The sequence below is a fragment of the Pedobacter miscanthi genome (assembly GCF_032678605.1).
Classification (GTDB): Bacteria; Bacteroidota; Bacteroidia; order Sphingobacteriales; family Sphingobacteriaceae; genus Pedobacter; species Pedobacter miscanthi_A.
Genome location: NZ_JAVTSU010000002.1, coordinates 407006 through 420279 on the forward strand (window position 1 = coordinate 407006; position 13274 = coordinate 420279).

Below are 13274 nucleotides of genomic sequence, written 5' to 3' on the forward strand. Positions count from 1 at the left end.
ATCTTAAAAACGGAAAAACAATTATTATGGGACAAAAAGAGTACACATTAAACGAACTCATTAAGGAATCGGCTGAAAATCCTGCCGAAAACGATTTTTTTGAACTGGAAAAACCAGCCTTGCTGGAGGTAAACCTGAAAAACCAGAAAATTATGGCTAAAGCAGGTTCAATGGTGGCTTATATCGGAAATATTGATTTTAAGAGAGAGGGTTTATTAAGTAAAGGTTTAGGCGGATTATTAAAAAAAGCCATTTCTGGTGAAGGCACCTCACTGATGCACGCTGCCGGAACCGGTAAATTGTACCTGGCTGACGAAGGCAAAAAGGTTAAAATCATCAAACTTCAAAATGAATCTGTTTTTGTAAACGGAAATGATGTTCTCGCTTTAGAAGACAGTATCAAAAACGAAATTAAAATGTTGAAAAGCATTGCCGGGATGATGAGCGGGGGGTTGTTTCAGGTGAAGCTTTCTGGAAGCGGCTACATTGCCATTACTACGCATGGCGAACCGATTTTATTAAGGGTTACGGCCAACCAACCGGTTTATACCGATCCAAACGCTACTGTTGCCTGGTCTGAAAACCTCACACCGAACATCAAAACCAATTTAACTTTTGGTTCTTTTATCGGCAGAGGGAGTGGAGAATCCTTTCAGCTGGAGTTTTTTGGCGAAGGATGGGTATTGGTGCAGCCTTACGAAGAGGTGAAATACGCAGCAAAATCTTAATTATCGAATCGTCATCCCGACCGCAGTGGAGAAACTTTATCAATAAGTTTTCTCCCTGCATGCTTTATTGGGGGCAACAAGTTATGCTCAACAGAGTATTTCCTTGCACATTTATCCATTTTTTTTGTAAAGCAAATGGAGGAGCATTTAGGCAACGATAGTCCTGCCATCCGCTTTACCTCTCTGCATTCGGTGTTCGCTGCTGTCAGGTTTAGGCGGCGCGGCCATTCATCCTATTTATGGCTGCAGGGCGCAAAACAATTGCCTACAAAGGGCAGTCGAAAGGTCAAAACCCACAGCCCCATGGTTCCTAAACCCGGTAACAACGGAAATCCTTTTTATTGCTTAACATGGATTAGACTAAAACGTATTGCCTGACGTATTGAATTTGCAATAAAAAGATTGGAGTGTATAACGGGGCTGCAGCACCTACGGAGTTGGAACTGTTCGTTTTCTAATATAAACATCAACGAGAAATTAATATTATGAAAACAAAAAATCCCGGCATTGAAAAATACCGGGATTTAATATATTGACTAAATAATTTCTACTTAAACACCACCCATTACGGTTAGTTTATCCATTGTTGGATTAACACTGCCGCCCATAGGCTCTAAAGTTACTGCAAATGCCTGTGCCTCTTGTATGGTTTGCATTTTTACCAGCGCTTCATTATTGGTTGAGTCACTTTTCCCGAATACACCTAAACTTACTGGTTTACCATTTACCAGGGCCCATAACTGATATTCGTGTTCGGCATCTGCTTTTGGTAAATCCATCGCCACATAATTAATCAGCACACTTTTGTCTTTTTTGTTCCAGTAAACCTTCATTTTAGAAGTTGGACTAAAAGCCTGTCCTGCCATTCTGATGGTTGCCCATTCTTTGCTATCAGCCATTTCGGCCATATTATTTAAGCCCTGGTTATCAAATTCCAGTTTACTTACTACACCGGCAAATTTTTGTTTGTCGAGGCTTAAACTTGCAATTTGGTCGTGCGCTGCATTCAGCTTATTATAAGTAATAAACAGGGCCGCCGTACTTACTACCAATAAGGCTACACAAGCAACTAAGGCATAACGTAAAGTTCTCACTTTAGCATCACTTCCATCCAAACGTATAATTCTTGGTTCTTCTGTGAAAATTGGTTCGGGTTGAACATTCACATTCTCTTCAACTTCACTTAACCCCAACTTTTCGAATAATCTTGTTTCTACATCTGCAGATGGTTCTACAGCATTTTGCATAGCATATTGCTCCATAGCTTGCTCAATGGCAGCTATTTCATCTCTTACCTCAGGGTTTTGAGATGCCATTTCCTCAACCTGCAACGTTTCTTCAGGTGATAAATCACCTAAAACGTACAGCTCGAGTACTCCAGATTCGATATATGCTTTTAAATTTTCCACGCTCAATTAAAATTCCTTCTCAATTCAATAATAGCCAACCGGATCCGGGTTTTCACCGTACCTAATGGCAGATCTAACTTTTCTGCGGCTTCCACATGTGTGAAACCCTTGTAATAAACTAAATCAAGAACTGCTTGTAAATCCGGTTTAAGGTTCTCTACAAGTTGCTTAACTCCAAGAACATCAGGATTAAACGTAACCTTGTTTTGTTCATCAACGAAACTTACGTTATTTTCTATATCTTGGTTTTTGAGTGAATTCTTAAAATCTTTAGAACGAAGTTTGTCGATCGATAAATTGCGGGCAATGTTCATCATCCACGTAAACAAACGTCCTTTAGTATGATCATAGTGTGCAGCCGATTGCCAAATTTTTACAAAAGTTTCTTGTAACACATCTTCAGCAAGCTCGGTATGGGTAATAATGCGTGAAATAACGCCGTAAAGGGCCGACGAATACATGCTGTACAGTGTTTTTAGTACCGCTGGATCTTTCGATTGCAGTGCTTGAACAAGTTCAGGCTCAGTTAGGGTTAATTTTTTTAATGCAGTCACTATCGGTTACTAAGATACAATACAGAACAGTAAAAGCAAAAAAATGTTTTATAAATCCATTCCGACAAGGAGTGCGATTAATTAACTTATTTAAAATTAAGCGCTAACGAATGAGTCTTTTTTCTTACACAGAACGAAAGTTGAAGCATAAAGCCTGAAAAAAATAATGATTTTTAACAGGATATTCACATCAAATAGCGCTACTTTAGTTTAACTAAATATAACGCTTAATGAATGCAGCTCTTAAATATGCTATACTGTTGGTTACCCTACTCTTTAGTACCGCGGTATTTGCCCAAAACAACAACAGTACAAAAAGCGAAGATGATTTGTTAACCAGTTTTGGTAAAGAAGGAACTTTCGTATTAAAAGGTAAAGCGAAAAATTTAAAAGATAAATTTTTCGAATTTGCCATGACTAGTTATTTGCAAAATAACGACAGCTATTCTGTAGATTTTAATAAAGATGGATCATTTGAAAAATCGTTTCCAATTATTAACAGCCAGCAGCTTTATCTTTATTTAAATGATGATGCTATAACTGTAACGGTAGCCGAAGGCGATACCGTATTGCTAAACTGGGATGAAAAGAGTTTTGAAAAATCGTTTAGTTTAAATGCCATTAATGCTGATAGAGCTAAAACCCTAAAAACGGAATGGGGGATTTATCAAAATTTTAGAAAGCCTGAATCGGAATTGAGGGACCAATTGTATAAGGAGGGTGAAACTTTGTCTGCACAAGCAAAATTTGATTTGGTGAATAATATGTACAGCAAAAAAGTAAAGTTCATTTTGTCGAAAGATGGAATTCATACCAATTCATCTACGGCATACTTACTCTCAAACAATTATTTTTCGTATGCATCCTGGCTTAGAAGTGCTAAGCTTTTGGATCGGTTTTCCCTTAAAGTAACAGAAGATAGTATTTTTAAGCTACCAATGATTGAGGGGCAAATAGATGGAAAAACCTCTAAATTTTTACTGTATAGTATTCTGGATGGCAGCGATAATTATAAAAGTTGTAATGAAAGATATTTAATAGACCTGCCTGAGTACAGGGAATTTATGTTCAATTATATCCGGTTCGCCTCTCCAATTAACCGATACGTAGAAGAAACCCAAAAAAATAGCCCAACAAATTTTAGTTTTAAAGATTATTATATGGCCAAAGCAGCTTTTCGATCAACATTAGTTGAAGATTGGTTTATTACCAAATGTATTACATCCGGCTTTGATTATTACCCATTTAAGGATGTAGAAGAAGTGTACAATTTTTATCTTCCACAGGCAAAAACACCCTATTTTAAAAATGCTTTACAAGAAAAATACAATTTGGCCAAAAATTTAAAACCTGGTTTAAAGGCACCTGATTTTTCATTGCCTGATGATAAAGGAAAAACCGTTTCGCTAGGCGATTTTAAAGGTAAAGTGGTGTATATCGATTTTTGGGGAGTTGGTTGCGGACCTTGTATTTATGATATTGAAAACTTTGAAACCAAATTACATGGGCATTATAAAGATAAGGAGGTAGTATTTATAAATGTTTGTGTAGACAGCGGAGAGAAAGCCTGGAAAAACGCCATAAAAGAATACAAGCTAACAGGCGTAAACTTAATTGCCGAAGGGTGGACTAAAAACGCGGCTTGTAAAACGTATGGGGTTAATGGAATTCCGCATTATGTCATTATCAATAAAGATGGTACCATGGCGAATAATAATGCACCACGTATGGATGAGTTATCAGGAAGTATGGGTAATAACGAACTCGACGCTGCACTTAAAAAAAACTAAGGAGATTTTAATTCAGTTAAATGAATTAAAATCTCCTTAAATACTTTAAATTATGCAATTCCTTCAATAGGGAAAAGATGTTTTTCAGCATGGTAAGATGAGCGTACCAACGGGCCACTTTCTACATATTTTAAGCCCTTTGCCAAACCTGCTTCTTTGTACATGGCAAAAGTATCAGGATGGATCCAATCAACCACAGGGTGGTGGTTGCGGGTTGGCTGTAAATATTGACCTAAGGTTAGGATGTGAACGCCGTTTTCAACTAAATCGTCCATGGCTTCGAAAATATCTTCTTCGGTTTCGCCTAAACCAAGCATAATGCCTGTTTTTGTTCTTAAACCAAATTCTGAAATTCTTTTTAAAGCCTCTAAACTTCTGTCGTATTTTGCCTGGATACGCACTTGTTTGGTTAAGCGCTTAACCGTTTCCATGTTGTGTGAAACTACTTCTGGTCTTTCTTCTAAAACACGGTATAAGTTATCCCACTGACCTTTAAAATCGGGGATTAAAGTTTCTAAAGTGGTAATCGGGCTTTCCCTGCGGATGGCCTGTAAAGTTTCTGCCCAGATAATGGAACCCCCATCTTTTAAATCATCACGGTCTACCGATGTAATTACGCAATGTTTTACACCCATTAACCTTACTGAATCGGCAATGCGGTTTGGTTCATCTACATCAACCGCTAAAGGGCGACCTGTAGCAACCGCACAAAAAGAACAGCTACGCGTACAGATATTACCTAAAATCATGAAAGTTGCCGTACCTGCACCCCAGCACTCGCCCATGTTAGGGCAATTACCGCTTTCGCAAATGGTATGGAGCTTGTGCGTGTCTACTAAACTGCGAACTTGTGCATATTCTTTACCAACGGGCAATTTTACGCGTAACCAATCTGGTTTGCGTTTAACTTCAGTTACAGCAGGTACTACCGGTAAATCAATCATGCTACAAAGTTAATGAATAGGATTGAATTGTTACAATGCCGAAATGTTAGAGGGTTGTAATAATCGTTCTGTAACTGGTTAATTGTTTAAATCGGTTAACTGTGGCCCCAACTTGTAAAGTCTGGCCGTGTAGGGCTGGGGTTAGACTTTGCAAGTTTAACAGGGCTTAATTGTGGTGTCAGATATTTCTATCTGACACAAAAAATCAACGCGCATCTTTTTCAAATGCAATTTGCCGTTTGTTTTCCTTAAAGCCAACCCGTTCGTAAAATTGATGGCTTTCGGTTCGTTTAGTATTACACCTTACCTTTAATTTTTTTACCTGGTGCTTTTTTGCCCAGAGATTTACGCTTTCAATTAGCTGCTGCCCGATTTTGAGGTTACGGTAATTTTCGTCTACCACCAATCCTCCAATTTCAACAAAAGCGTCTGATTCGATTCTTAAGGTATAAAAACAGTGTATCCAACCCACTACTTTATTATCGATTACTGCTACATAAGCGCAATTTTCGTTACTGCTGCCGATCTGCCTGATCCTCGACAGTGTTTGTTCGATATTACTTTTGTAACCCAATTGCGTGGATAGCTCCGCCACAATTTCTGCATCTTTTTCGGTTATTGCCCTGATTTCGACCATTATTAATAAGGTTATTCTGTTAAACTAAATTAAGATTAAAAAATTGTTCTAACGTTAGATGGTAACATCTGAGGGCACGGAAGCTGTGTGCTTGGCCAACTTCGCAAGTTTAACCTCCAAAAGCACCAGGCCACGCCACTTAAACCCTATTGAAGCGGCAGCTCCCGATTTTTTCAATCGGGACTACAGCGGAAAGAGGACTGCTGTTCCCGATGAGCTGTAACGGAATTTTTCAAATAACCTTTAAAGAGTAAATTATTGATTTACAATCAGCTGGTAGCGTCTGATGGCACGCATCCCTAGCGCTTGCCAACTTCCGAAGTCGCATAGGACCGGTGTGTTAGAGCTGACTTCGGAAGTTTAGCTTCAGTCTAACGCTAATAAATAATTCTTTGGGTGAAAGCCCGGGGTAAGGAGTAAGTTCCTTTTCAAATGTTAGCTAGAAATCATAAGCTTAACATTACAGCATTAAATTATTTTAACTTTCTAACTTAATATTACATTTGCAATATGGATACTGGCTTACAGCTTTACAATACACTTTCACGCAAAAAAGAACTTTTTCAACCCTTAAATGCACCCAATGTTGGGATGTATGTTTGCGGCCCTACTGTTTATAGCGATGTACATTTAGGCAACTGCCGCACTTTTATATCTTTTGATTTAATTTTCAGGTACCTTAAATATGCCGGTTATAAGGTTCGTTATGTGCGCAATATTACAGATGCAGGGCATTTAGAGGGCGATAGGGATGAGGGTGAGGATAAATTTGCGAAACGTGCAAAGTTAGAACAGCTGGAGCCTATGGAGATTGTACAAAAATATACACTGGGTTTTCATGATGTATTACGCATGTTTAATACCCAGCCGCCTAGTATCGAGCCTACTGCTACCGGCCACATTATTGAGCAGATTGAAATGATTAAGGTGATTATAGCCAATGGTTATGGTTATGAAGTAGATGGCAATGTATATTTTGACGTAGAGAAATACAGTAAAGAATATAATTATACGATTTTAACCAACCGCAACCTCGAAGATATGCTGAACAATACCCGCGAACTGGGTGGACAGGATGAGAAACGTGGAAGGTTGGATTTTGCGCTTTGGATAAAAGCAAAACCTGAAACCTTAATGCAATGGCAATCGCCGTGGGGCATGGGCTTCCCGGGCTGGCATATTGAATGTTCTGCCATGAGTGCCAAATATTTGGGTGCCGAATTTGATATTCATGGTGGTGGAATGGATTTAGCGGCAACGCACCATACCAACGAAATTGCACAATCTGAAGCTTGCAGCCATAAACAGCCTGCGCGCTATTGGATGCACACCAATATGCTTACGGTGAACGGTACGCGGATGTCTAAATCGGCAGGAAATGGTTTTCTTCCTTTAGAGTTGTTCACCGGCGACCACCCTTTGCTGAAAAAAGGTTATAGTCCGATGACGGTGAAGTTTTTCATGTTGCAGGCGCATTACCGCAGCACTTTAGATTTCTCTAATGACGCCTTGGATGCCTCGGAAAAAGGATTCCGTCGTTTAATGTCGGCAATTGGCCTTTTAGATAAACTATCGGTTTCTGAGCAAAACGACTTCGATATTGATGCGTTGAAAGAAAAATGCATTAATGCCATGAACGATGACTTTAACAGCCCGATTCTGGTTGCCGAGTTGTTTGAAGCAGTACGCATGATCAATACCGTTTATGATGGAAAGGGAAAAATCTCTGCCGAAGCTTTAGAGAAATTAAAACAACTGATTAACGATTTCGTATTCGATATTTTAGGTTTAAAAGATGAAGATGCAGGAGGAAACGATTTAAACGGCGTTTTGGATATGGTGATAAACTTAAGGACAGAAGCCAAGGCCAATAAGGATTACGCTACTTCCGACCGTATCCGTATCGGTTTGCAGGAATTGGGTATTCAGCTTAAAGATGGCAAAGAAGGAACAACCTGGAGTAAGGCTTAGGTAGTTCGGAGTCGATTTAACGATGAGGAAAATTGGTTTAGTAGGTGGCATTAGCTGGGTATCTACAATAGATTATTACCGTTTTATAAATGAGGGCGTAAATGAGCGGTTGGGTGGATTAAATTTTGCCGAATGTATTATTTACTCCCTTAATTTTGGTGATGTTCAGGATCAAACCTGGGAAGGTTCATTTGATCTTCTGCTCGGTGCCTGCCAAAGTTTAAAGAATAGCGGTGTAGAAGCTATTGTACTCTGCGCCAACACAGCACATCTTTTTTCTGATCAAATTCAACAGGAAATTGCTTTGCCGATTATTCATATCGGTACCGAAACCGCTAAAGCCATAAATGCTACCGGAATTAAAAAGGTAGGTTTATTGGGAACTACATTTACCATGGAGAAAGATTTTTATATTAAAAAACTTCAAGACCATGGATTAGAGGTTTTGGTGCCGGCCAAAAAAGAAACCCGCGATTATATACAGCTTACGCTTAAGGAGGAACTGGGTAGGGGACTAATGTTAGCAGAAACCAAAACGCAGTATCTCAAAATAATTAACGAGCTGATTGCAGACGGTGCTGAAGGGATCATTTTGGGATGTACAGAAATCCCCATGCTCATCAATCAGGATGATGTTGACGTTCCCGTATTCGATACGGCTAAAACCCATTGCCAGGCCATTGTAGATTATATTCTTTCTTAACTGAACCATTTAGATAAAAACCGTTGTTTTTGTTTTGCACTAATAATGCTACCTTTAATAAAGGAAATGGACTGTAAATCAATATACTTCGGTAAAATGTATTCGAAATGGGTAACTGTAGTTGCCCTGTTTTTGAGTCTGATAACTTTTTCGAACAATAATGTAAGCTCAATACTTTTTCAACACAATCCATCTTTTCAAACAGAATGGGTTTACGAAAGGCGAAAAGCTGCCCTTTCTCCAGTTTTCAGGAAAACAAACAGAAAACCGTGTGCCTCAATAAGTAACTTCCTTTTGCGAATTTTCACCTTAAATAGGCTGTTAATCGTCAAATTAGCGAAACTTGCCGAAACACATTTGTCCATATCCGCCATTTCGTGTCTGTTTGTTAGGGAATCGATTTCTCTATATCCAATAGAAGCAGATCTATTAACTAATTGAGATTTTAACCTGATATCCAGTCAGGCCATTCAATTATTGTTTTACAGATCAACTGATTTATTCAATCAGAAAATCACCATTTCATTTAAATGAAACATTTTAAAAAAGCCATGAGGCTAATGGGATTGGTATTACTGATTTTTTTAGCTTCTATCGGACTTGGGAGTGGCATTCCTATTCCTCCATCCAACAGAAAAGAAAACCACATCGAAATAAAAGCAGCCTTGAAAGATGCAGAAGAAGGTGAAAAATTAACTTTATCTGACGTTAAGGAATAAAAAAAAGGTCCCGATTTTCGTCGGGACCTTTCCAAATATTTTAATTTATTGATTTTTTATGCTGGCTCTGCAACCCTTGCTACATTACGGTAAGGGAATTCGTTAAAAATGTGTCTGCGGGCAAAACGGCCTGGAGAATCGGCGTTTACCAGTTTTACATAAATTGCTTTTGGCACATCGAAATATTCATAAGCACTTCCATCAAAAAACTGGATATTTAAAACCTGTTGTTTGTATTCGAAATCCTGAATATTAGATAAGGTGGTGGTTTGCGTGTAAGTTTCGATGTTCTGCTCGCGTGTTTCTGGCGCAATGCTCACTAAGAAATGGTAAGCTTCGATAATTTCTTTACTTCTTGCTTCTGCATCCAATTTCTCTTCTTCCTGCTGAAATTTATCAGGGTGACAATCTTTCATCAGTGTACGGTACACCGATTTAAGCTCTTTTAACTCAGCATTTTTATCTACGTTCAAAAGCTTTCTGTAATCAACTATTTTTTTCATTTGGGCTAACCTCTTTTTAATTTTGGTGAAACGACTTTAGAAATTTCTATCCGCCAAATCGTTTCAAGGCCGCAAAGATACGATTTATAATCATTTGATTTTGAGAAAGTTTTGTTTTTGCAAATATTAACAATTACCTAACCTAAAGGTAAAATTGGGCAAAAAAAAGTTTTGTAGCATTTACACTGCAAAACTTCATATTAATAAAGGGCAATAAGCCTTTAATATTTAGCCTGTAACGAGTTTTCTATTACTTCTTTATAATAATTGATATACTCTGGAAGAATCTTTTTCAGATCAAAATCCTGCGCCCTTGTAAAAGCATTTTCTTTAAAACGGTTCAGGGTTTCGTCATCTTTCAAAATTTCGATGGCGTGGGCTGCCATGGCTTCAACATCGCCAACATTGCTCATGTAACCACAAAATCCATCTACATTAAGTTCTGGTAAACCACCGGCGTTTGTAGTAATTATCGGTACTTTACAAGCCATGGCCTCTAATGCTGCTAAGCCGAAGCTCTCAGATTCAGAAGGCATCAGGAAAAGATCAGAAACTGATAAAATTTCTTCTACTGCATCTTGCTTGCCTAAAAAGCGTACATTTTCGCAAATATTCAGCGACCGGCAAAGTTGCTCATTGTATACACGCTCTGGTCCATCGCCCACCATTAACAGTTTTGAAGGAATTACTGTCTGCACTTTTTCGAAAATCTTGATTACGTCTTCCGTACGTTTTACCTTTCTGAAGTTGCTAGTATGGATTAAAATCCGCTCGTTATTGGGTGCAATTGCTTTTTTAAAGTGATCTTTTGCCTGTAAACTAAAACGGCTAAAATCTATAAAATTAGGGATAACTTTAATTTCTTTTGTGATTTCGAAGTGGCGATAGGTATCTTCTTTTAAATCTTCCGAAACCGTAGTTACACCGTCGCTTTGGTTAATAGAGAAAGTTACTACCGGTTTGTAGGTTGGATCTTTACCCACTAACGTAATATCGGTACCGTGTAAAGTGGTTACTACCGGAATATGGATACCATAACTGGCTAAAATCTGTTTCGCCATAAAAGCAGCAGAAGCATGTGGAATGGCATAATGAACGTGCAATACATCCAGCTGCTCAAAACGGACAACATCTACCAGTTTACTGGCCAATGCCGATTCGTAAGGGGCATAATCAAAAAGAGGATAATTTCTTACCGAAACCTCGTGATAAAACAGGTTGGCCGAAAAGAAATCGAGCCTTGCAGGCTGACTATAAGTGATAAAGTGAACCTGATGACCCTCGTTAGCAAGTGCCTTACCAAGTTCTGTTGCAACTACTCCACTACCGCCAAAAGTGGGGTAGCAAACAATTCCTATCTTCATTATAAACGTATTGTTGTTACCGCAAATGTACCCGATTTTAATCTATAATGCGTGTCGGCCTATTGCAATAATAAAGACTAGATATTGACTAGATATTTTATTGAAGAAAATGAAATGATTATTTGAGGTTACGCATTTCCTCTTTTATCACCAAAAAGAGTTCATTTGGTCTTTGCGTACCAATAAAATATTCTAAACCATCACGGTCGGTTAATACAACAGCATCTTTGCCCGATGAGTAAAAACGAATGGTACCTTTGGTATGAAGGTTATATACTGGGTTATTGAAAAAATAGCGGCTATAGGTTGCTTTACGCACATCGATAATGCTATTTAAGTCTATTTTAACCCTTTTTGTTGTCCAGAGTCCATCCAGTACCATGCTGCCATTATCTACAATAATTTTGTACTGAATCAGAAATAGCAGGAGCATAGAAACGCCAATAATCCCGAAACCTACTACCAGGAACAAATCTTGCGTATTATCGCGGTCGCGTTCGTAAACATAAGCAGCAAAACAGAAAGCAGCCATAATCAACCGAATAAAAATGCGGACATAATCGCGGCCGATGTATTGTTTTTCGATATAGGCGTATCTGCTTTCCACTTATTTAATTTTGAGTTCGAATATAGCAACTTTTTTTGTTGCAGTAGTTAATTTATATCGGTTATCCTGTCGCATGCCGGCAATCCAAACCATTTCACCATTTCCATTTACCAGGATTGGTGTGGTATTTTTCAAATGTAGCGGAACTTTTTCATCAATAAAATAATCGCTTACTTTTTTCAGACTGCGCATACCCAGAGGAATAAATTTATCTCCATTTTGCCAGTTTCTCAGTACCAGAGGGAAAATTAATTTATCTGCATTCACAAAAGCTTTGTTAGGGTCAGTTTCGAATTTTATTTCTTCTGTAAACTTTAATGAAATTTCGTGATCTGCAAAAATGGTGCTTTCGGTAGCTGGATGAATAAATTGGTTGGCTGTAACCGAAACATTTTTTTCAACGATTACCAGATCGTTCCTGTTGATAATGGCCTGATGGGTAGAGCTGAAAAAATGTGTGCCACTTAAGGCCTTTAAACTGTCTAAAATTTCCTGTATCACATTTTCAACAAAACCAAAAGGTTTAAGCAATTCATACAGTAATAACTTTTGAGGCTTTAGTTGAATAATTTCCTGCAATGGGATGTAGATGCCATCACTTCTTTTATCTAAAATTTTATCTGCCAGTTTTTGCACTTGTACAGCTAAAAAAGTTTCTAGTTCAGCAAAACGGGCTATATTTTCGGCAAAGGTTTTTTCGAGGTTGGGGTTAATCTCCTGCAAATGCGGCACAACCTGTAACCTGATCTTATTCCGGGTATAATAGGTGCTGGAGTTCGAGCTGTCTTCAACAAAATCGATGTTGTTGGCTGCTACCAATTCCTCAATCTGCAGCCGGTTTAAAAATAACAAGGGTCTGATCAAATGATTGCGTTTAGGCAAAATTCCATGCAATCCGCTTATCCCTGTGCCACGTGTAAGGTTAATTAACACCGTTTCAACCGCATCATTTTGGTGTTGCGCTAAGGCAATGTAATCGTAACTTTCTTTAAGTCTAATTTCTTCAAACCAGTGATACCGGAGATCACGGGCAGCCATCTGCGTCGAAATTTTATTTTCAGCAGCATATTTTTTAGTGTCAAAATGCGTTACATAAAAAGGTAACCCTAAATTTTTGGCCAGTAAAGCAACAAAACTTTCGTCGCGTTGTGCCTCATCGGCCCTTAAATTAAAATTACAGTGTGCTACACCAATATCAATGCCTATTGCTTTAAACAAGTGCAACATTAATACCGAATCTTTTCCGCCGCTTACGGCTAAAAGAATCCTGTTAACCTGAACAAACAGCTGTTGTTGTTCAATAAAATCCTGAAATTGGTCTAAGGGTAACATCCACCAAAAATAT

At 38.4% G+C, this 13274-nt stretch carries 13 protein-coding genes; 5 read left to right on the plus strand and 8 right to left on the minus strand.

Features of this window, described 5'->3' with window-relative positions:
• Window positions 1–26 precede the first annotated feature (26 nt).
• Window positions 27–728 (plus strand): AIM24 family protein, encoded by a 702-nt coding sequence (locus tag R2R28_RS04530; protein ID WP_316824518.1) that lies wholly within the window; start codon window positions 27–29, stop codon window positions 726–728.
• 551 nt (window positions 729–1279) lie between these two features.
• Here the strand turns inward: R2R28_RS04530 and R2R28_RS04535 are convergent.
• Both R2R28_RS04535 and R2R28_RS04540 read right to left on the minus strand, forming a co-directional pair.
• Window positions 1280–2137, minus strand: a complete 858-nt coding sequence (locus R2R28_RS04535; RefSeq protein ID WP_316824519.1) for an anti-sigma factor — start codon at window positions 2135–2137, stop codon at window positions 1280–1282.
• Between the two features lie 2 nt (window positions 2138–2139).
• A complete protein-coding gene (locus tag R2R28_RS04540) occupies window positions 2140–2691 on the minus strand; it encodes an RNA polymerase sigma factor (protein ID WP_138819933.1) in 552 nt (183 codons plus the stop codon).
• Window positions 2692–2921: 230 nt separating this feature from the next.
• Here R2R28_RS04540 and R2R28_RS04545 point away from each other — a divergent pair, with 230 nt between their 5' ends.
• Window positions 2922–4481 (plus strand): TlpA disulfide reductase family protein, encoded by a 1560-nt coding sequence (locus R2R28_RS04545; protein WP_316824520.1) that lies wholly within the window; start codon window positions 2922–2924, stop codon window positions 4479–4481.
• A gap of 50 nt (window positions 4482–4531) precedes the next feature.
• Here R2R28_RS04545 and lipA read toward each other — a convergent pair whose 3' ends face one another.
• A complete protein-coding gene (lipA, locus tag R2R28_RS04550; RefSeq protein WP_316824521.1) occupies window positions 4532–5425 on the minus strand; it encodes a lipoyl synthase in 894 nt (297 codons plus the stop codon).
• Between the two features lie 205 nt (window positions 5426–5630).
• Entirely contained in the window at window positions 5631–6062 is a 432-nt protein-coding gene (locus tag R2R28_RS04555; protein ID WP_316824522.1) for a GNAT family N-acetyltransferase, read from the minus strand.
• Window positions 6063–6572: 510 nt separating this feature from the next.
• On the opposite strand from R2R28_RS04555, the gene cysS reads away from it, so the two are divergent.
• From cysS to R2R28_RS04570, 3 genes are all read left to right on the plus strand, one after another.
• A complete protein-coding gene (cysS, locus tag R2R28_RS04560) occupies window positions 6573–8033 on the plus strand; it encodes a cysteine--tRNA ligase (protein WP_316824523.1) in 1461 nt (486 codons plus the stop codon).
• Window positions 8034–8055: 22 nt separating this feature from the next.
• Window positions 8056–8736 carry an aspartate/glutamate racemase family protein gene (locus tag R2R28_RS04565; protein WP_316824524.1) on the plus strand — a complete coding sequence of 227 codons (681 nt, stop codon included), beginning with the start codon at window positions 8056–8058 and terminating at the stop codon, window positions 8734–8736.
• Between the two features lie 530 nt (window positions 8737–9266).
• Window positions 9267–9455 carry a hypothetical protein gene (locus tag R2R28_RS04570; protein WP_316824525.1) on the plus strand — a complete coding sequence of 63 codons (189 nt, stop codon included), beginning with the start codon at window positions 9267–9269 and terminating at the stop codon, window positions 9453–9455.
• A 56-nt stretch (window positions 9456–9511) separates the two neighbouring features.
• Here R2R28_RS04570 and R2R28_RS04575 read toward each other — a convergent pair whose 3' ends face one another.
• From R2R28_RS04575 to tilS, 4 genes are all read right to left on the minus strand, one after another.
• A complete protein-coding gene (locus R2R28_RS04575; protein ID WP_025144180.1) occupies window positions 9512–9958 on the minus strand; it encodes a KTSC domain-containing protein in 447 nt (148 codons plus the stop codon).
• Window positions 9959–10179: 221 nt separating this feature from the next.
• Window positions 10180–11322 carry an N-acetyl-alpha-D-glucosaminyl L-malate synthase BshA gene (gene bshA / locus R2R28_RS04580; RefSeq protein ID WP_316824526.1) on the minus strand — a complete coding sequence of 381 codons (1143 nt, stop codon included), beginning with the start codon at window positions 11320–11322 and terminating at the stop codon, window positions 10180–10182.
• 118 nt (window positions 11323–11440) lie between these two features.
• A complete protein-coding gene (locus R2R28_RS04585) occupies window positions 11441–11929 on the minus strand; it encodes a hypothetical protein (RefSeq protein WP_316824527.1) in 489 nt (162 codons plus the stop codon).
• Window positions 11930–13261: a tRNA lysidine(34) synthetase TilS gene (tilS, locus tag R2R28_RS04590; protein ID WP_316824528.1), complete on the minus strand. Its 1332-nt coding sequence runs from the start codon at window positions 13259–13261 to the stop codon at window positions 11930–11932. It abuts the gene before it with no gap.
• Between the last annotated feature and the right edge of the window lie 13 nt (window positions 13262–13274).